The 19,812-nt window shown below is 30.5% G+C and carries 17 protein-coding genes; 16 read left to right on the top strand and 1 reads right to left on the bottom strand.

Annotation, left to right across the window (positions count from 1 at the left end; all coding sequences use genetic code 11):
• Positions 1-4 precede the first annotated feature (4 nt).
• The 16 genes from rseP to WKS98_RS01300 all read left to right on the top strand — a co-directional run bounded on the left by rseP (position 5) and on the right by WKS98_RS01300 (position 18,627).
• Entirely contained in the window at positions 5-1,009 is a 1,005-nt protein-coding gene (rseP, locus tag WKS98_RS01375) for an RIP metalloprotease RseP (RefSeq protein WP_498916262.1), read from the top strand.
• A gap of 10 nt (positions 1,010-1,019) precedes the next feature.
• Positions 1,020-2,066, top strand: coding sequence for a flavodoxin-dependent (E)-4-hydroxy-3-methylbut-2-enyl-diphosphate synthase (gene ispG, locus WKS98_RS01370; protein WP_498916260.1), 1,047 nt, complete (start codon positions 1,020-1,022; stop codon positions 2,064-2,066).
• A gap of 2 nt (positions 2,067-2,068) precedes the next feature.
• Positions 2,069-6,304, top strand: a complete 4,236-nt coding sequence (locus WKS98_RS01365) for a PolC-type DNA polymerase III (protein WP_498916258.1) — start codon at positions 2,069-2,071, stop codon at positions 6,302-6,304.
• Positions 6,305-6,371: 67 nt separating this feature from the next.
• On the top strand, positions 6,372-7,361 hold the full coding sequence (locus tag WKS98_RS01360) for a PhoH family protein (RefSeq protein ID WP_498916256.1): 990 nt from the start codon (positions 6,372-6,374) through the stop codon (positions 7,359-7,361).
• Positions 7,342-7,803 (top strand): rRNA maturation RNase YbeY, encoded by a 462-nt coding sequence (ybeY, locus tag WKS98_RS01355; protein ID WP_498916254.1) that lies wholly within the window; start codon positions 7,342-7,344, stop codon positions 7,801-7,803. Before WKS98_RS01360 ends, ybeY begins: the two co-directional genes overlap by 20 nt.
• Entirely contained in the window at positions 7,793-8,518 is a 726-nt protein-coding gene (locus WKS98_RS01350; protein ID WP_498916252.1) for a diacylglycerol kinase, read from the top strand. The genes ybeY and WKS98_RS01350 overlap by 11 nt, the downstream gene beginning before the upstream one ends.
• Positions 8,519-8,528: 10 nt before the next feature.
• Positions 8,529-9,413 (top strand): GTPase Era, encoded by an 885-nt coding sequence (gene era / locus WKS98_RS01345; protein WP_498916251.1) that lies wholly within the window; start codon positions 8,529-8,531, stop codon positions 9,411-9,413.
• Positions 9,413-10,126, top strand: coding sequence for a DNA repair protein RecO (recO, locus tag WKS98_RS01340; RefSeq protein WP_498916249.1), 714 nt, complete (start codon positions 9,413-9,415; stop codon positions 10,124-10,126). Before era ends, recO begins: the two co-directional genes overlap by 1 nt.
• 16 nt (positions 10,127-10,142) lie before the next feature.
• Positions 10,143-11,675 carry a glycine--tRNA ligase subunit beta gene (locus WKS98_RS01335; protein ID WP_498916248.1) on the top strand — a complete coding sequence of 511 codons (1,533 nt, stop codon included), beginning with the start codon at positions 10,143-10,145 and terminating at the stop codon, positions 11,673-11,675.
• Complete coding sequence (locus WKS98_RS01330) at positions 11,662-12,462, top strand: pyruvate, water dikinase regulatory protein (protein WP_498916246.1); 801 nt, start codon at positions 11,662-11,664, stop codon at positions 12,460-12,462. Before WKS98_RS01335 ends, WKS98_RS01330 begins: the two co-directional genes overlap by 14 nt.
• 13 nt (positions 12,463-12,475) lie before the next feature.
• Entirely contained in the window at positions 12,476-13,798 is a 1,323-nt protein-coding gene (locus tag WKS98_RS01325; RefSeq protein WP_498916244.1) for a L,D-transpeptidase family protein, read from the top strand.
• A 180-nt stretch (positions 13,799-13,978) separates the two neighbouring features.
• The gene (locus WKS98_RS01320; RefSeq protein WP_498916242.1) at positions 13,979-15,478 is read left to right on the top strand and encodes a C40 family peptidase; all 1,500 of its coding nucleotides are present in this window, start codon (positions 13,979-13,981) and stop codon (positions 15,476-15,478) included.
• Between the two features lie 190 nt (positions 15,479-15,668).
• The gene (locus tag WKS98_RS01315; RefSeq protein WP_498916240.1) at positions 15,669-16,253 is read left to right on the top strand and encodes a helix-hairpin-helix domain-containing protein; all 585 of its coding nucleotides are present in this window, start codon (positions 15,669-15,671) and stop codon (positions 16,251-16,253) included.
• A gap of 13 nt (positions 16,254-16,266) precedes the next feature.
• The gene (selD, locus tag WKS98_RS01310; RefSeq protein WP_498916238.1) at positions 16,267-17,310 is read left to right on the top strand and encodes a selenide, water dikinase SelD; all 1,044 of its coding nucleotides are present in this window, start codon (positions 16,267-16,269) and stop codon (positions 17,308-17,310) included.
• Positions 17,311-17,326: 16 nt separating this feature from the next.
• Positions 17,327-18,034, top strand: a complete 708-nt coding sequence (locus tag WKS98_RS01305; RefSeq protein ID WP_498916236.1) for a response regulator transcription factor — start codon at positions 17,327-17,329, stop codon at positions 18,032-18,034.
• 2 nt (positions 18,035-18,036) lie between these two features.
• A complete protein-coding gene (locus WKS98_RS01300) occupies positions 18,037-18,627 on the top strand; it encodes a peptidylprolyl isomerase (RefSeq protein ID WP_498916234.1) in 591 nt (196 codons plus the stop codon).
• Between the two features lie 37 nt (positions 18,628-18,664).
• Here the strand turns inward: WKS98_RS01300 and rodA are convergent, their stop codons facing one another.
• A complete protein-coding gene (gene rodA, locus WKS98_RS01295; protein ID WP_498916232.1) occupies positions 18,665-19,771 on the bottom strand; it encodes a rod shape-determining protein RodA in 1,107 nt (368 codons plus the stop codon).
• Positions 19,772-19,812 lie beyond the last annotated feature (41 nt).

The raw sequence follows: 19,812 nt of genomic DNA, 5'->3' as shown, positions 1-19,812 counted from the left end.
TAAAATGGTAACAATTATTTCGTCTTTGATAGTATTTCTCATAGTAATATTTATACACGAGTTGGGACATTTCTTTGTAGCAGTAAAATCTGGAATTAGAGTAAATGAATTCTCTATAGGAATGGGACCAAAAATACTTCAAAAGAAGAAAAATGAAATAGATTATACTCTAAGAGCAATCCCATTTGGAGGGTATGTTGCAATAGAGGGAGAAGATGGAGAATCAACCGATCCAAGAGCATTTGACAATGCGCCGGCGATAAAGAGATTTTTTGTAATAGTAGCAGGAGTATTGATGAACTTTTTACTTGGACTTTTGATTTTAATAATGTTAAATATTTTTTCGTCATACAATATTGTAGATGTGGCAAATGGTAGTCCTGCAGACATAGCAGGTTTAAAACCAAACGATAGAATAGTAAGTGTTATGGATAAAAAAGTTGATAATTCTCTTGAGATTACCGAAGCAATAGAAAATTCACAGGGTAAAGATATGAAAATTACTGTTGTTAGAGGAAAAGAGACAAAGGACTTTACAGTTGTTCCAGAAAAAGACTCTAAAGGAGTCTATAGAATAGGAATAACTCATGGAAAAGTTTATAATCTTTCAAATGCATCAATTGGAAGAGGTATTGTAAATGGCTTTAAAGACTTTGCATTTTACTTTACAGCTATACTAAGAGGATTTGGTCAACTTATAACAGGAAAGTTATCCATGAAGGAAATAAGCGGTCCTGTTGGAGTTGTAAAAGCAATAGGAAGTTCATTTAAATCTGGTATTGTAACATTTTTATCTTTTATTGCACTATTGTCCATAAACTTGGGAGTGTTTAATATTATGCCATTTCCTGCACTTGATGGAGGAAGAGCGGTTTTAATATTAGTAGAGATGATTACAGGAAAAAAATTACCAGCAGATAAAGAAGGGATACTCAATTTAGTAGGTTTTATAATACTTATAGGACTTATTATAATTGTAACTTTTAAGGATATAGTTTCACTTTTTTAAGGAGAATTAAATGAGAAAAAATACGAAACAAATTTATGTAGGTGATGTACCAGTAGGAGGAACATCACCTATTACTGTTCAGTCGATGACTAACACAATAACCAGAGACATAGAAAGCACAGTTAATCAAATAATTTCTCTTGAACAGTGTGGATGTGACATTATTAGATCTGCCATAAATAATATTGACGATGCAAAGGCTATACCTGTTATAAAAGAACAAATTCATATTCCAATAATAGGAGATATTCAATTTGATTATAGACTAGCTATTGAAGCAGTAAAAAATGGAGTGGATTGTCTAAGAATTAATCCGGGAAATATTGGAAATAAAGATAGGGTTAAGGAAGTTGTAAACTGTTGTAAAGAGTATGATGTACCGATTAGAGTCGGAGTTAACTCTGGAAGTATAAGTCAAAAGTTTATTGATAAATATGGTGGAGTTAATTCTGATTCACTTGTGTATAGCTGTCTTGAACAAGTGGAATTTTTAGAATCACTTGGATTTTATAATATGAAACTGGCTTTGAAATCCAGCGATGTCAATATGACAATAGAATCTTATAAGAAGATTTCTGAATTAACAAATTATCCATTACATGTGGGGATAACAGAAGCCGGACCAAAATCAACTGGAATTATTAAATCAGCAGTTGGGATAGGTTCCCTTCTTAGCCAAGGTATTGGAGACACTATAAGAGTTTCTCTTACAGCTCCTCCAGAAGAGGAAGTAATTGTTGGAAAAGAGATTTTAAAGTCTTTAAAACTTAGAACAGAGGGAGTAAATATAGTTTCTTGTCCAACTTGTGCAAGGACAAACATCGACCTTATATACATTGTGGAAGAAGCAGAAAAAAGACTAAAGACTGTTGATAAAAATATTACAGTGGCAATTATGGGGTGCGTTGTTAATGGTCCTGGTGAGGCACGAGAAGCTGATATAGGAATAACCGGAGGAAATGGAGAGGGACTAATCTTCAAAAAAGGAAAAATAGTAAAGAAAGTTTCTGAAGAATTCTTACTAGACGAACTCATGAATGAAATAGAAAAGATGTAGATATGAAATTTATAGAACTTAGAAACCAATTTAATTACAACTTTCATGTTGATGACAAGGTAATAATTGAATCTGTAAAATATTCAGAAGCCTTTGATAGTGTTTCAATCTCTATTAATGGAGTTGAGGATGAAACTTGTAAGGAAAATATTATTGAATTTTTTGATGATGTGTTGTTAGGTGTCGGTGAAATCGAAATAAATTTTGCGAAAACTAATGAAAGTGAAAATGAAGCTGGTGATATTTGTAAAGATTGTATTTTGTTTTTAAATGGAGAAGGCTTTGATAAGGATAAAATAAAAATATTCTGTATAAATGAAACTTTAAATATAAGTCTAGACAAACTTCAAGATGAATGTGATGCTGAAGAGTTAAAAAATAGAGTTTTAAATTTTATTGAAGACAAAAATTATTCAATAAAAAATATAAGCATTTCATTTGAAACGGAAACAATAAGCAAAGATGAATATATAGAGCAATTAAAGGACAAAGAAAAGAAAAGAGCTCAAGAAGCTGTTGTAAACATAGAAAGAGTTGAACCTAAGAAAAAAGATGAGTCAAAGAATGACAAAAAGGAAAAATTTGGAAGAAAGATAAAATCAGAAATAATGAAAATATCTGATTTAGGAGATAATTGGGATTTTATCTGTGTTGCAGGAGAAATTTTGTCCTGTGAAAATATTGTAACTAAAAATGAACAATATGTAATAGTAACATATGACATATACGACGGAACATCTTCCGTAACCTGTAAAACTTTTTTTAAAAATGAAAGGTTTGATGAGTACTCAGACTTAATTAAAACAGGTAAATGTGTAAAAGTTGAAGGCAAGTACACATATGATAACTTTTCACGTTGCAATATAATAAATGTCAATTCAATTGAGCCTCATACTATGAATAAGAGAGGAGATAATGCTACAGAAAAGAGGGTTGAACTTCATTTACTTAGTCAATTCTCTGCTATTGAAGGATACATTAAAATTGATGAGCTAATTAAAGAACTTGTTTCCTGGGGTTATACAGCAGTTGGCATAACAGATAGGGGCGTTGCTCAAGGGTACCCTTCTTTTTATGATGCTACTAAAGGCACTAGTATTAAACCGCTATATGGAATAGAGGGATTAATTTTAAAGGATAACTTACGTGTAATTACAGATTTCAATTCAAATTTTAACGAAAATACATTTGTAGTTTTTGATATTGAAACTACAGGATTTTCAAAGATTAATGATAAAATTATCGAAATAGGTGCTGTAAAAATAAAAAATGGCGAAATTGTCGAAAAGTACAATAAATTTATTAATCCAAATAGACAACTACCACAAAAGATAGTTGAGCTTACAAATATTACTGACGACATGCTTATGGGACAACCTCAAGTTGAAGTAGTTTTGCCTGACTTTATGGAATTTGTTGGTGATTCCACATTAGTTGCCCATAATGCAGAGTTTGATATTGGCTTTATTCGTGAAAACTGTATGAGGTTATCTTTACCTTTCAATAATGCCTACTTAGATACATTATCGTTATGTAGAGGAGTCTATCCAGATTTAAAAAATCACAAACTAGATACAATTGCTAAGTTTTTAGGAGTATCTTTGGAAAGCCACCACAGAGCCTGCGACGATGCCATGGCCACTGCTCACATTTTCTTAAAAGCATTGCAAGAAGATGTGGTCAAAGAGCTTACGTCATTAAATGATTTAAATAAAATTAAGACAACATGGCCAAAGTATAAGAACGAAGAATACAATTCAATTATATATGCAACAAATCTAACTGGCCTTAAAAATCTTTATAAGTTGATTTCAATTTCCTCTATGAACTACTTTAATCGCGCTCCTGGAATTCCAGAGAGTTTATTAGAAGAGTATAAAGAGGGACTTATTATTGGTTCTGGAGATTATCAAGGAGAGCTTTTCCAAAGTATAATTAGTGGATACCCTGATGAATATATAAACAATATAATCCAAAAATTTGATTTTATTGAAGTTCAACCTCCATTAAACTACAGACATTTGGTAGAAGATGGAAAGATAGAATCAATGGATGAAGTTAAAAATATAATTAATAAGATAATTTCAATGGCAAAATCAAATGACAAACTTGTGGTAGCTACAAGCGCGTGTCATTATTTTGAACCGAAGGACTATGTTTTACGAAGTATTGTCCAATTGTCACAACCATTCTTTAAAAGGGGCAGGGCAGAAAAATATCCGTCACTTTATTTTAGAACTACTGAAGAAATGTTAAAGGAATTTTCATTCTTACCAGAAACCTTAAGAAAAGAAATTGTTATTGAGAACACTCATAAAATTGCAGACTCGATAGAAGAGCTTAAACCAATACCCGATGGAACATATCCTCCTGTGATTGAAGGATCGGACGAAACCCTTAGAAGCATGACTTACGATAAAGCTAAGTCAATGTACGGTGATCCTATTCCCGAATATGTTAAAGAGAGATTAGATAGAGAACTTAATTCCATCATTTCCAATGGATACGCGGTGCTTTATATAATAGCACAAAAACTTGTAAAAAAATCCAATGACGATGGTTACTTAGTTGGATCAAGGGGATCTGTAGGTTCATCCTTTGCAGCCACCATGGCAGGTATTACAGAAGTAAATCCACTATTGCCACATTATAGATGTCCAGAATGTAAGTATTCTAAATTTATTGACGATATGAACATTGGTTCAGGTCTTGACCTACCTAGAAAAAAATGTCCAGTATGCGGTGAAGAACTTATTACAGATGGACACAATATACCTTTTGAGGTATTTTTGGGATTTGAAGGAGATAAAGAACCAGATATAGATTTAAATTTTGCAGGAGAATATCAACCAACTTGTCATAAGTATACGGAAGAGCTCTTTGGAGCAGAAAATGTATTTAGAGCAGGTACAATAGGAACAATTGCTGAAAACACAGCATATGGATATATAAAAAAGTTTTTGGAAACAAAAGAAATAGATTTACCGGAAGCTGAAATAAAGAGATTACAAAAGAAATTAGTTGGTGTTAAGAGAACTTCAGGGCAACACCCTGGAGGAGTAATGATAGTTCCAAGGGATAAAGAAATTTATGATTTTTGTCCGATTCAACATCCTGCAGATGATATGGCAAGTGATATTATAACCACACATTTTAACTACAGTGCAATATCTGGAAGAATTTTAAAATTAGATTTACTTGGCCATGATGTCCCTTCAATAATAAGACATTTAGAGGACTTAACTGGTGTAGATCCACTATCGCTTCCTTTTGATGATGAAGATACAATGAGTATTTTCAACTCAATTGATGCGTTAAATATGGTAAAACCATATGAAACTACAAATATTGGAAGTTTAGGAATACCAGAGTTTGGAACTAACTTTGTAAGACAGATGTTAGTTGAGACAAAGCCAACAACAATGTCCGAACTATTTAGGATTTCTGGGCTTTCCCATGGTACAGATGTTTGGACTAATAATGCACAGGATCTAGTAAGACAGGGAGTTACAACTCTTAAGAATGTAATTTCTACAAGAGATGATATTATGACCTATCTTATCCAAATGGGTCTTGATAAGAAAAAATCATTTACGATTATGGAAAGAGTTAGAAAAGGTAAAAATCTTGCAGATGAAACTATTGAATATATGAGGTCCTTTAATGTTCCTGAATGGTATATTGATTCATGTAAAAAGATTAAGTATATGTTCCCAAAGGCTCATGCTGTTGCATATGTGCTAATGAGTTATAGAATTGCATACTTTAAAGTACATTATCCAGAAGCTTTTTATTGTACGTATTTTACTACAAAAATAGATTCATTTCCAGGACAGATAGTTTATGATGGACTTGACTCAATTCGAAATGAAATGGCTAATATAAAACAAAAGGGTTATGCTGCGACAGCAAAGGACAAAAGTGTTTTAACTGTATTAGAACTAGCTGAAGAGATGTATTGCAGAGGAATTGAAATGGAGAAGGTTGACTTTAATAGTTCACTAGACCTTAAATTTAATTACAATAAGAAAGGAAGTATCATTCCGCCTTTTAGAGCTTTAGATGGTGTATCTGATGCTCACTCAATATCAATTTACAACGAAATAAAAAAAGGAGATTTTATTTCCATTCAAGATTTGGTAAATAGAACTGGAATTAATAAAGTTGCTGTTCAAGCTCTTAAAGAACATGGAACTTTATCAGGACTATCAGAATCAAATCAATTAAGTTTATTTTAGGCATTATTAATTTAATGCCTTTTTTTCTTTTTTAACTAATATGTTATAATTTAGGAGATGATAGGGAGTGATTAACGTAGAATTTATAGAAAACATACTAACAGAAGATCAAAATTTTATTTCAGAACTTTTTGATAATTTTGAATACAATGCAAATATAATTCAAGATGAGTTTAAAGTTGTGTTGACCCTTAACGAAAAAGGTTTAATAGTTAAGGGAGATAAAGATTATGTATTAGCTGCTACAGAGCTTATAAAGAATCTTTATGGAGATTTCAACAAGAATAAAAAATTGACAGAGCAACAGATTAGATATGCTATTAATATGATAAAGAGCGGTAAAGCGCCTGATATAAATGGAATTTTAGACAATGCAATTGTTCACAACTATAAAGGTAAGCCAATTAAGCCAAAGACATTGGGACAAAAGAAATATGTGGAATTAATAGAACATAATGATATAGTTTTTGGAGTTGGCCCAGCTGGAACTGGTAAAACATATCTTGCCATGGCAATGGCGATTAAATCTTTTAAAAACCAAGAGGTTGAAAGAATAATCCTTACAAGGCCAGCGGTTGAAGCTGGAGAGAGCTTAGGATTTTTACCTGGCGACTTACAAGAGAAGATTGATCCATACCTAAGACCAATTTACGATTCTCTTTTCGACATTTTAGGATATGACCAATATAATAAACTCGTTGAAAGAGGACTTATTGAAGTTGCACCTCTAGCTTATATGAGAGGAAGAACTTTAGATAATGCATATATTGTACTAGATGAAGCACAAAACACTACAAATGAGCAGATGAAGATGTTTTTAACAAGAATTGGATATGGTTCAAAGGCAATTATAACAGGAGATATTACTCAGATAGATTTGCCTAGAGGAAAATCTTCAGGACTTAAAAATGCTTCACAAATACTAAGAGGCATAAAGGGAATAGAATTTATGAAATTTGAAACTTCAGATGTTGTTAGACATCCTCTAGTCCAAAAGATTATAAATGCATATGAAAACAACAAGGTAGAGAAGAAAGATGACAATTCTAATAGATAATAGGGATTTAGACTTTGAAATACCTAAAGAAATACTAAAGGATTTTGAAAAATCTACAGAAGTTATTTTAGAAATGGAAAACATAATTGAAGATGTAGAAGTTTCGGTTTCTTTTGTAAATGAAGAAGAGATAAAAGAACTTAATAGAGACTACAGAGAAAACGACAAGATAACAGATGTTTTATCATTTCCAACAGAAATGGAATATCATATAGAAGGTGTACCTCTTATTTTAGGAGATGTAGTAATTTGCTCCAAGAGAGCTAAAGAACAGTCTGAAGAGTTCGGTCATTCATTTCAAAGGGAGTTGGTATATCTATTTGTTCATTCAATGTTTCATCTACTTGGATATGATCATATTGATGAAGATGATAAGCTTTTGATGAGACAAAAAGAGAAAGAAGCTTTAAAAAGAATAGGAATATTTAAAAATGAAGGATAATCATTTTAAAAACAAAGACTTAATAGATAGCTTTAACCATGCAATAGATGGAATTGTATATACATTTAAAAACGAGGGAAACTTTAAAAGGCATATTTGGATGGCAATTCTCGTTGCAATAGTGAGCCTGTTTTTTGATTTGTCTAGAGTTGAAATGGCCATACTATGTATAACCATAAGTTTCGTTATCTTTGCTGAAATGATAAATACAACTATTGAGAATGTTGTTGACCTTGTTTATGAATACTATGAGCCAAGGGCAAAAATTGCAAAGGATGTAGGGGCAGGAGCTGTTTTAGTATCAGCACTAAATTCTGTTTTTGTGGGATATTTTATTTTTTACGATAGAATTGTTCCGTTTACTAATATTGCAATTTTTAAAATACAAAATTCGCCAATACATTTAACATTTATTGCCTTAGTTATTGTGATACTTTCAACTCTTCTCTTTAAATCTTATTTTTATAAGGATAGAGGAAGTCATTTAATGGGAGGTACCGTTAGTGGACATTCCGCAATTGCATTTTGCTTAGCGATGATTATTATCTTCTTAGCACAAAATGCTTTAATAACTACCCTTGCGCTTTTACTAGCCATACTTGTGGCGGAATCGAGGGTTGAAGCAAAAATACATTATCTCTCTGATGTAATATTTGGAGCGATATTGGGAACGCTAATAGCTACTATACTTTTTAAAGTTATATTTATAATTTAATGGAGGTAAGATGTTCAAATCAGGATTTATTTCAATAATAGGAAGGTCTAATGTTGGAAAATCAACATTTTTAAATAAGGTTATAGGTGAGAGAATATCCATTGTATCAAGTAGACCTCAAACAACAAGAAATAATATTAAATTCATATATACAGATGACAAAATGCAATGTATTTTTATAGATACTCCTGGAATACAGAAACCAAAAAATAAATTAGGTGAGTTTATGTTGGAGTCAGCTACATCTGCATTTAAAGACGTTGACATTATAACATATATAGTAGATAATTCAGGTGTTATCGGAGAAAATGAAAATTATATAATTTCTAAATTAAAAGAAGAGAAAAAACCTATAATACTTCTTATTAATAAGACGGATATAATATCTGAAGAAAGGACTCAAGAGATAATAAAGACTTTTGAAGAATTTGGGCTTTTTGATACAATCCTTCCTATTTCTGCGCTTACAGGAAGAAATATAGAAGAGTACTTTGAAACTATTTATAAAATGCTTCCAGAAGGACCTAAATACTATGATGAAGATGAAATAACGGACCAAAGTGTAAGATCCATTTGTTCAGAAATAGTTAGAGAAAAGGCATTATTATTTTTACAAGAAGAAGTACCACATGGTATCAACATTGAAATAAATAAGTTCAAGAAGCGTGAAGATAGAGAACTTTACGATATAGAGGCCACCATCTTAGTAGAAAAGAAGAGTCACAAGGGAATAGTCATTGGTAAAGGTGGTGAGATGATAAAAAAAATAGGCATGACTGCAAGAAAAGATATGGAAACCTTCTTGGACTCACAGGTAAATTTGAGATTGTGGGTTAAAATTGACGCTGATTGGAGAAATAATCTAAACAAGCTACAAAATTTTGGTTATAAATAATGGAAACAAGACAGACAAAGATAATAGTATTAAATCATTTTAAGATTAGAGAAAGCTCACAGATATTAAATTGTTTTAGTAGAGATTTTGGAAAAATTGATTTAAATTTAAGTTCAAAAGGGATAAAGGACTCAGTAAAGTTAATGGATATATTCTCTGAGCACTATGTGAACATAGTACTAAAACAAGAAATATCATTTTTGAAGGAAAGTGATTTAATTGCTTCGAATTATGGAATAACTAAGAGTATTAATAAAACCATATTAGGAAATATTGTTTTAGAAATAATCAGTAAGATATTTCCAAAGCTTGTGCCAGATGAAAAGATTTATGACTTAACTTCATCTTATCTAAGTTGTTTGACCAGGGGAAGTAATGAAAACTTACTTACCATTGCCTATGCACTAAAATTGTTGGGAATAACTGGATATAGAACTACATTTAACTTTTCAGAGCAAGAGCTGGTTAAGAATAGAAATTATTATTATAATATAGATGAAGGAAGTATCTATATTAAACCAATTTCTGAAATACCAACAGTTGTTTTAGATTATAATCAATGTATCCTAATTAGAAATTTATTATTTGCAAAATTCAAAGAAATTCCAGATATAAATTATGAAGATGGGTATTTTCTTTTGAAAGCATTACTAAAAACAGTAATAAACATATTTGAATTATCAAAATTAAATTCTGTTTTATATTTAAAATAGAATTAGGAAGGTAATAATGAGCAATGAATTATTAATTGAGATAGGAATAGATGGTTTACCATATAATCTCTATGATGTTGCGGTGAACTCTCTAAATGAGTCTATTAGAAAGAAACTAGAAGACTTAAAAATTTCCTACTCAAATTTAAAAATCAATTATAGCAAAAACAGAATTTTATTTAACTTTAATTTTATAGACCAAGAATATCCAGATAAATTCCTGGTCGATTTTGTAGTTAAAACTTTAAATACCATATATATTCCTATAAAAGGGCTGAAATATTCAAATAATCTATGGGATTATATTATTTGGGTTCAAGGAATAGAAGATAATAAGGTTTTGGATTTTTCTGAAGCTGATTTATCTAATAAAAATGATGATATTGCATTTTTTAAGATTAACAATATTGAATCTTATAAGGATAAATTGGCAGACAATAATATAATATTTGAAAATGAAAAGAGAAAAGAGTATTTTTTAAAGTCGGCAAATAAAATTGCAAAAGAACATGGCGGTCAAATTAATGAAATAGACTATATGCTGGAAAATTTTATAGCCGAGTACAATATGCCTCATCCAGTAGTAGCTTTTTTTAACCAAGAGATATTAACATTTCCTAAAGAACTTATCTGTTCTATACTAATGGATATTTGTAATGTAGTTCCTCTTTTCACTGAAAAAGGTCAAATTATGCCTTATTATATTTTATGTATAGAGAAAAATAGAAAAAATGATGAGATATATATAAATAACTTGATACAAGAAATTGATGAAGAGATATCATCGGTTTTAAATAAATGGAATAAAGTTCTAGAAAAAGACTATTCATATTATTATGAAAGTATGAAAGAAATGACTTTAAAAGATAGAGTTGGTACTTTATATGACAAAACTCTTAGGATAAAAGAACTATCTATTATAGTTGGAGAATATCTTTTAGTGGGAGATGAAACAGAGGAAAATATCAAATTAGCTTCTGATATTGCAAAGTTTGATTTAACAACGGAAATAGTAAAGACTTACCCACAGCTAAAGGGAGTAGTAGGATATTTATACTCGAAAAAGATGGGAAATAATGATATAGTATCAAATACTGTTATAGATTACTATAGACCGAGATTTTTTCACGATAGCATACCAAAATCGACATCTGCAAAAGTTTTAAGCTTGGCAGATAAGCTTGATGAGATAACAAATTATTTTATATATTCCAAAATTAATGATAGCATTTCAGAGTATCAAACCTCTGAGATAAGACGATATGCTTCGGCAATTATTAAATTGATTTTACATGAAAGTTGGAATTTAGATATATCAAGACTAATAGATGATAATCTTTATCTTTATATTAAGAATGGAAATATGGTTTTAGACTCAGATGAACTTAAGAGAGATATATATCAGTTTTTAATATCGAAGTTTAGAGAAGATGTAGTTAAAAACTACAGCGACTATTGTAGAATTGATAGGTTAATTGATGAACATCCAAATAATTTATTGGAAGCATATGAGAGCTTACTAAAAGGGGATTCATATGGCAACGAATAAAAATATAATAATTATTTCAGACTCTACAGGAGAGACTGCTTCAAATGTTACAGATGCAATAAAGGTTCACTTTGATATTGATCAATTAAATGTTGTTAAATATCACAACATTATGTCTCACGAAGAAATAGATAAGATATTTGATGAAGTAAAGGGAGATAATTTAGTATATTCAACCATTGTAAATAGAGAGTTGTTAAAGTATCTTAGAGACAAATGTAATGAAAATAAATTTTTATTTGTAGATTTATTTGAAGCGCCACTGTCTGCAGCAGAAACTTTTTTCAATCAAGAGGCAAAGAGAGAGGTTGCACTATCTCATCAGTTAGGCGAAGAGTACTTCGAAAAGATAAGCGCTGTTGAATTTGCCATGAAATATGATGATGGTAAAGATCCTAAAGGAATAGCCCTTGCAGATATAGTTTTACTTGGAATTTCCAGAACATCTAAAACACCATTATCATTGAATTTGGCCTTTAAAAATTACAAGGTTTGTAACATACCATTAGTTCCAGAAATAGAACCTCCAAAGGAATTATTTGAAGTTGATTCTAAAAAGGTATTTGGACTTATTATTGATAAAGACAAATTAAATGAAATTAGGAAAAAGAGATTGGAATCGCTTGGAATTTATTCCTTTGCAGAATATAGTTCTAATGATAGAATAGATAAAGAGTTGAACTATACAATTGAAATATACAAAAAAATTGGTTGTAAGATAATTAATGTTACAAATAAAACCATAGAAGAAACTTCAGTTGAAATTATTTCAAATTTTGAATCATAATAGGAGAATTTAATTGAAAAAAAGAACGATTTTTATTACTATATCAGCTTTTATAGCAATAATTTATTTTGGTGGAGTTTATATATTTTCTAATTACACATATCCCAATACGGTAGTTAATGGAGTTGAAGTTCCGTTTAAAAATATCCATGAAATTTTTGAAACAAGCAGATTTCAAAACATTAGCATAGAGGATAAAGATGGCAATGAGTATACTTTAAATCCAAAAAAACTCGGTTTTAAGTCAAATTGGGAAAAAGAGATAGTCATTGATCAACAAGAATTTTCATGGCCTATGCAAATTTTTAAGAGCCACATTTATAATAATAAGTTAATTAGGGAAGTTAACTCTGACAATTTAAACAAATGGATTTATAGTTCCGACTTAATAAAAAAACAAATAAATCCAGTAGATGCAAATATCGTATTTGAAAATGGTAAATATATTCTCAATAAAGAAATAGAAGGAAGCAAAATTGATATTAAAAAACTTTCAAAGGGAATTGAAGACACATTTTTAAGTTTTGAAGATAATTTAAAACTTGATAAAAAGTATTATATTTTCCCAAAAGTTTATGAAGAGGACTTAAAGGAAAAATTTAATAAGCTAAGCAAATTGGCTGAAAAAAATATTACATTAGTCTTGCAAGATGGCAAAGAAGAGCCTGTAACTGATTATGAAAAGTTTGTTGATGAAACCACTTATGAAGTATCAAAAGATAAAGTTCAAGATTTTGTAATGGATTTAAAATCTAAATATGACAATTTAAGGGCGGAAAGAGATTTTACTACATTTAGCGGAAATAAAATTAAAGTTTCTGGAGGAAACTTTGGTATCCAAATCAATAGAGATAAAACTACAGAGGCAATTTATAATAGTCTAACTACAGACGCAGATGGTAAAGTTCCGATAATTTATTCAAGTGAAGCCATAAATAATGGAGAAATTGGAAACACTTATATAGAAATATCAATAGCGGATCAGAGAATGGTTTACTTTAAAAATGGAGAAGTAATTGCAGATACTCCAATAGTAACAGGACTACCAAATGGAAGATATAATACCCCTAGAGGTGTTTGGAAGGTTTGGATTAAAAATCAAGACAGGTATTTAAGAGGATTAAATGCAGATGGGTCTAAATACGAAAGCTGGGTTAATTATTGGATGCAAATAGATTATACAGGAGTTGGTATTCATGATGCTTATTGGCAAAGCTCATTTGGAGGAAAGAGATACCTTTGGGCTGGAAGTCATGGATGTATTAACACGCCACTTAAATCTATGAGAACAATCTATGAGAATACAGAGATGGGAACACCCGTTATTGTTTATTAAAAGCTACCTATTAGGTGGCTTTTTTAATGTAAAAATTAAAAATCTTCTTAAAAACACTTATATTTTACTTTTTTGTAACAATTTCGTAAGAATTTTGTAACTATTCTGTAACTTTTGTTGACATATTGAAAAAGTTCCTTTACTATAATTGTAGTAGAATTTTGGGAGGAAAATAATACTATGAACAAAAAGAGACTTGGAGCTTTTAGTTTAGCTTCAGTAATTATAATTTCAGGGACGGTATACTCGAAAGAAACAATAAAAGGACTTATATCAGAAAAACCTGAAACATATGTTGAATCAATTTCAACGATTAAAAAGACTGTGAATCATTCAAATGATAATTTCAAGAATATAAAATCTGAAGATCTTAATGAATCTGAAGAAAAAACAGAGTACATTGCAGGTTTAGCAAATTCAAATGAAGATTATAAACCAGAAAAAAATACCGTTTCTGTAAATTATGTAAATAATAATGTAGAACAAAAAGAAAACAAAGTACAAGAGATTAAAGTAGAAGCAAAGAAAGTTAAAGAAGATGTAGAGCTTAGCTCAGTATCTAAAGAAGAAGTTAAAACTGAAAAAGCTGTAGAAGATTCTAAAAATGCAGAAGAATTAAAACCTGCAGAAAAAGAGGAATCAGAAGTACCAGTTGTTTCAGGAAATACTCTTTCAGATACAGATAAAGAGATAGTAGCTCCTACTATCGAGACAGATGAGTCTAAAGTTATAGAGCTTCCTGTAAAAGGATATATCACTAAAAACTTAAATGTTAGGTCATCAGCCGTAATAGATGATAATAATATATTGGGAGTTTTACCAGTTGGTTCAGAAATTTCAGGAACAGAATCAAATGGTTGGATAAAAATATCCTATGAAGGAAAAATAGCTTATATTTCTCGTGATTTTATTTCAAATACAAAAGTAAAAGTAGAAGAGCCAAAGTCTGAACAAGTTGAAGAACAAAAGGCAGAAAAAACTGAAGAGACGAAGGTGGAAAAACCGGAAGTTAAAGAACAAGCTAAAGAGCCAGTAAAGGAAAAAGCTCCAGAAAAAGCGGTAGAGGGATGGTTAACTTCAGCCTTAAACCTTAGAGAAGGACAAGGTACTAATACAAAAATACTTACAGTTATACCTAAGGGAACTAAAATTTCTGGAATGGAATCAAATGGTTGGGTTAAAATAAAATACAATTCTTTAACAGGATATGTGGCTAAATCTTTTGTATCAGATAAAGAAGTTAAAGTTGAAGAAGTTAATGAAGAAATAAAAGAATCTACAAATAATGTTAGCTCAAATGCAGCTATTAATAATATCGTAGGAGATGCGTATAAGTATTTAGGATATAAATACGTTTATGCTTCAGCTAGTCCTTCAGTTGGCTTTGACTGCTCAGGTCTTGTATACTATCTATATAAGACTCATGCAGGTGTAACATTAAATAGAAGTTCTAGAGATCAAGCTTCAAATGGTTATGCTGTAAGTAGAGACAACTTGAAGCCAGGAGATTTATTATTCTTCTCAACATTTGGTGGAAATAGGATTACACACGTTGGTCTTTATGTTGGAGATGGAAAAATGATTCATGCTTCTACACCAAAAGAGGGAGTTATAATAACTGATATAAACTCTAATTATTATGTAAAGAATTTTATGACAGCAAGAAGAGTTTTAGATTAAAATATGATTATTTTAAGATGGGTAAATGCCCATCTTTTTTTTATAAAATAAAGTTAAATTATTTTGTGCAGTAATTTTAATGTATAAGTCGATAAAGTTTAATTAAAGTAACATTTTTTATAAATTTTAAAAAAATTGTAACTTTTGTAGAAATTTTAGAATGTTAGTGTTACTATAAAGAGGGGTACATATGTTAAAAGGAAATAAAGATAAAATAATTATAATTACTCTTGTGATTCTTCTTGCAGGAGTTGGATTTTATAAATCAAATAATTCAATTGAAGAGCCAGAACAAAATTTATTACAAATCGCTAATAAAAATGCAGGTGAAACTGATAATAAACCAAAAGATATTTATGTTCATATAGATGGAGAAGTTGTCAATCCTGGTTTATATAAACTAACCACTGAAGATAGGGTAAACGATTTGTTGATAATTGCCGGTGGTGCAACTGACAAAGCTTCATTAAAAGACATAAACTTAGCAAAAAAGCTAGAAGATGAAATGAAAATATATATCCCTTCAAAGGAAGAGAATTTAACTAATGAAGTTCATGGTCAATCTGAAGTTTCTAGTTCAACTGGCAAGATAAATTTGAATACTGCTAATAAAGACGAATTAAAAACTCTTCCAGGGATAGGGGACAGTCGCGCGGATGAAATACTTAGATATCGTGAAAATACAGGTTTTTCTAAAGTTGAAGATATAAAAAATATCTCTGGTATTGGAGATAAAACATATGAAAAACTAAAAGATTTAATTTCGGTTTACTAGATTTGGGGGAAGTATGATTAAAAATACAGATGTAAAATTAACAAATTACGCAAAAACTTCAGGTTGAGCAGCAAAGTTTGGACCAGATGTCCTTGCGCAAGTTTTGCGTAAATTACCTAAAGAAGATATTAGAGATGAAAATTTATTAGTAGGAATAGAGACTTCAGATGATGCTGCGGTTTATAAATTAAATGATGATATTGCTATTATACAGACACTTGACTTTTTTACTCCTATAGTAGATGATCCATATAACTATGGAAGAATAGCAGCGGCTAACAGTCTTTCTGATGTATATGCCATGGGAGGAGACCCTCTTCTAGCACTTAATATTGTATGTTTTCCTTCATGTTTAGATCCTTCAATACTTTCAGAAGTATTAAAAGGTGGAGCTGAAAAGGTAAGGGAAGCTCAGTGTCTATTAGTAGGAGGTCATACTGTTCAAGACGATGAACCTAAGTTTGGCCTTTCAGTTACGGGAACAGTTCATCCTGACAAGGTTTGGGCAAACTCCACTTGTAAAGAAGGAGATGCTTTAATAATAACTAAACCAATAGGAACAGGTATATTAAATACTGCTTTTAAAGGCGGAATTATAGATGATAGCCTTGAAAAAAATATAGTAAAGTATATGTCACTATTAAATAAGTATGCTAAGGATGTGGCCGAAAAATATCCAATTAATAGTTGTACGGATATTACAGGATTTGGTCTTGCTGGTCATCTTTTAGAAATGGCTGAAGGAAGTAACAAGACAATAAAGCTTTACTTTGATGAAATACCAATTATAGACGGAACTATAGAGATGTTTAATTTAGGTCTTATTCCTGAAGGAGCTTATCAAAACAAGAGCTTTATAGGGGATAAAATTCAAATAATAAACGACAATGAAAATGCGGATATTATTTTTGACCCACAAACTTCAGGAGGGCTTCTATTTAGTTTACCTGAAAGTTCAGCTGCTGATTTACTAAGGGATTTAAATGAGAATAATATTGAATCTGCTATTATAGGAGAGGTTAAATCATTTAAAGATAAATCATTAATTCTTGTATAAAGAATAGGGGTGTATAATGGAAATTAAGATTTTGATTTCTTTTTCCGAGTCTAGTTATAAAGACAATCTTCTTTATAATTTTAAAGAAGATTCAAATTACCATATAACTTATGCAGATACGGCACATGAAACTTTAAGTGTATTTCAAAGTAAGGAATTTGACATAGTGCTGCTTGATATGCATTATATGGATGGAAATGGATTAGAACTAAAAAAGAAGATGAACGACATAAGAGATGTTCCCACTATATTTGTTACAAATATTAATGATGATATTCAAAAAGTTTTAGCCCTTGAGTATGGGGCTGATGATTATGTTGTATTTCCATTTAATGTCTTAGAGCTAAAGGCAAGAATAAGAGCTGTTTTAAGGCGTACTTATAAAGGGGTTAATAGAAATAATGATAATCTTGATAAAGAAAATGTCATTACCTTTGCAAATTATGAATTTAATGTAGTTGGTCGTAAAGTTAAAATCAATGGAGAAGATATAGATTTAACTGGCAAAGAATTTGATATATTTTTTATTTTAGTTTCAAACCCTGGAGTGGTATATTCAAGAGTGACAATTGCAAAAGAGATTTGGGGAGATAACTACGAAGGCCATTTAAGAACGGTAGATGTTCATATAAAGAGACTTAGAGAGAAGATAGATGACTTAGAAGGACATGTAATTCGAACTAAATGGGGCAAGGGATATTATTTTGGAAAACTTGAGGAGTAAATATGTTTAGACAATATGATAAAGATAATGACAAAAATATTAAAGCGATAATTAAAACAAACAAAGGCGATATAAAAATTAATTTATTTCCAGATATGGCGCCTAGAACCTGTGAAAACTTTGTGAAACTTTCAAAGAAAGGTTACTATGATGGAGTAATTTTCCACAGGGTAATAGAAGACTTTATGGTCCAAACAGGAGACCCAACTGGGACAGGAATGGGCGGAGAAAGTATTTGGGGAAAAGACTTTGAAGATGAGTTTACCAAGGACTTAAGAAACTTTAGAGGTGCCATTTCAATGGCAAATAAAGGACCAAATACAAACTCTAGTCAGTTCTTCATAGTAACCAAAAGAAAAGTGGAAGAGGATTATATCGGTCAATTAAGAAATAGTAACAGTGATATATATTCAGACGATGTCATAGATAAATATGCTGAAGTTGGCGGAACATTTTGGCTTGACTTTAAGCACACTGTATTCGGGCAAGTTGTTGATGGAATGGATGTAGTTGAATCCATTGAACTTTCCAAAACTGACAACATGGACAAACCACTTTATGACTGTGTTATAGAAACAATTGAAATAATTTAAAAAAATTCCTTAAATCCATATGGATTTAAGGAATTTTTTATTCGAATGATAATGCATCTTTTTGAATTGAAACTGAAAATACAATACCAACTGCAATTAAGTTTATTAATTGGTAAGTTCCACCATAACTAAAGAATGGAAGAGGTATACCTGTTACAGGCATAACACCAAGAGTCATACCAATATTTTCAAATATGTGGAATAAAAACATTGCAGCAAGACCCATAATAACAAATTTTGAAAAAGAGTCCTTTCTATTTTCAGCTATAACAACTAGTCTGTATAGTAATAATAGATACAGTGCAATTACTGTAAAACCACCGATAAATCCAAACTCTTCAACAAGAACAGGATATATATAATCTGTTTGTTTTTCAGGTATAAAGTTGAATTGACTTTGAGTTCCTTTCATATAGCCTTTTCCAAAAAACTTTCCAGAGCCTATGGCAATTCTTCCTTGAAGTGCTTGGTAGCTGGAGTCTGAAATATCATGTTCAGGATTTAAGAATGTCAGTATTCTCTTTTTTTGAAATGGTTCAAGTCTGCTATAGAGAATTGGTGAACTTAAAACTAAAATACCTAATGCACCTAAAAAGTACCTAAGATTTAGTCCTGAAATAAAAAGCATAATTGCCATTATGAATACAAATACAAATGCTGTTCCAGCGTCGGGTTGTAAAAGTATTAATAGTATAGGAAAACCACCAAATGCGACAATTTTAAAAAGTGTTTTAGGTTTGCTTATACTCTTTTGGTTTATTTCAAGATATCTTGCAAAGGACAAAATAAATCCAATCTTAACGAACTCAGCAGGTTGAAATCTAAAAGATCCTATTACAATCCAACTATTTGAACCCCATTGTTCTTTACCAGTTCCAAAGATTAGAACTAAAAATAAAAGAACATTACATATTACATAGATTGGTATATAAAATTTTTTTATAAAGTCCATATCAATGCACACTACAAAAGCCATAAAAATAAGTCCTATTAACGTAGCGATAACTTGAGATAAAATAGTTTTATTACTAAGGGTGCTGGTAGCGCTAAATAGTACTATTAATCCAAAGAAAACCAGTGCCAATAGTATTATAAATAGCTTTAAATCAAGCTTACCAAAATTTTTCTTTCTAATGTTAAACATAAAATCACCTACTGAAATTATACCATAGAAAAGATAATTAT

This window comes from Lagierella sp. ICN-221743, from assembly GCF_037890055.1.
Classification (GTDB): Bacteria; Bacillota; Clostridia; order Tissierellales; family Peptoniphilaceae; genus Mediannikoviicoccus.
This window is presented reverse-complemented; position numbering and strand designations above follow the sequence as displayed.

Excerpts from the sequence above, each read along its gene's own strand:
- rseP (WP_498916262.1), top strand. The coding sequence starts at position 5 with ATGGTAACAATTATTTCGTCTTTGATAGTATTTCTCATAGTAATATTT.
- ispG (WP_498916260.1), top strand. The coding sequence starts at position 1,020 with ATGAGAAAAAATACGAAACAAATTTATGTAGGTGATGTACCAGTAGGA.
- WKS98_RS01365 (WP_498916258.1), top strand. The coding sequence starts at position 2,069 with ATGAAATTTATAGAACTTAGAAACCAATTTAATTACAACTTTCATGTT.
- ybeY (WP_498916254.1), top strand. The coding sequence starts at position 7,342 with ATGACAATTCTAATAGATAATAGGGATTTAGACTTTGAAATACCTAAA.
- WKS98_RS01350 (WP_498916252.1), top strand. The coding sequence starts at position 7,793 with ATGAAGGATAATCATTTTAAAAACAAAGACTTAATAGATAGCTTTAAC.
- era (WP_498916251.1), top strand. The coding sequence starts at position 8,529 with ATGTTCAAATCAGGATTTATTTCAATAATAGGAAGGTCTAATGTTGGA.
- recO (WP_498916249.1), top strand. The coding sequence starts at position 9,413 with ATGGAAACAAGACAGACAAAGATAATAGTATTAAATCATTTTAAGATT.
- WKS98_RS01335 (WP_498916248.1), top strand. The coding sequence starts at position 10,143 with ATGAGCAATGAATTATTAATTGAGATAGGAATAGATGGTTTACCATAT.
- WKS98_RS01330 (WP_498916246.1), top strand. The coding sequence starts at position 11,662 with ATGGCAACGAATAAAAATATAATAATTATTTCAGACTCTACAGGAGAG.
- WKS98_RS01320 (WP_498916242.1), top strand. The coding sequence starts at position 13,979 with ATGAACAAAAAGAGACTTGGAGCTTTTAGTTTAGCTTCAGTAATTATA.
- WKS98_RS01315 (WP_498916240.1), top strand. The coding sequence starts at position 15,669 with ATGTTAAAAGGAAATAAAGATAAAATAATTATAATTACTCTTGTGATT.
- WKS98_RS01305 (WP_498916236.1), top strand. The coding sequence starts at position 17,327 with ATGGAAATTAAGATTTTGATTTCTTTTTCCGAGTCTAGTTATAAAGAC.
- WKS98_RS01300 (WP_498916234.1), top strand. The coding sequence starts at position 18,037 with ATGTTTAGACAATATGATAAAGATAATGACAAAAATATTAAAGCGATA.
- rodA (WP_498916232.1), bottom strand. The coding sequence starts at position 19,771 with ATGTTTAACATTAGAAAGAAAAATTTTGGTAAGCTTGATTTAAAGCTA.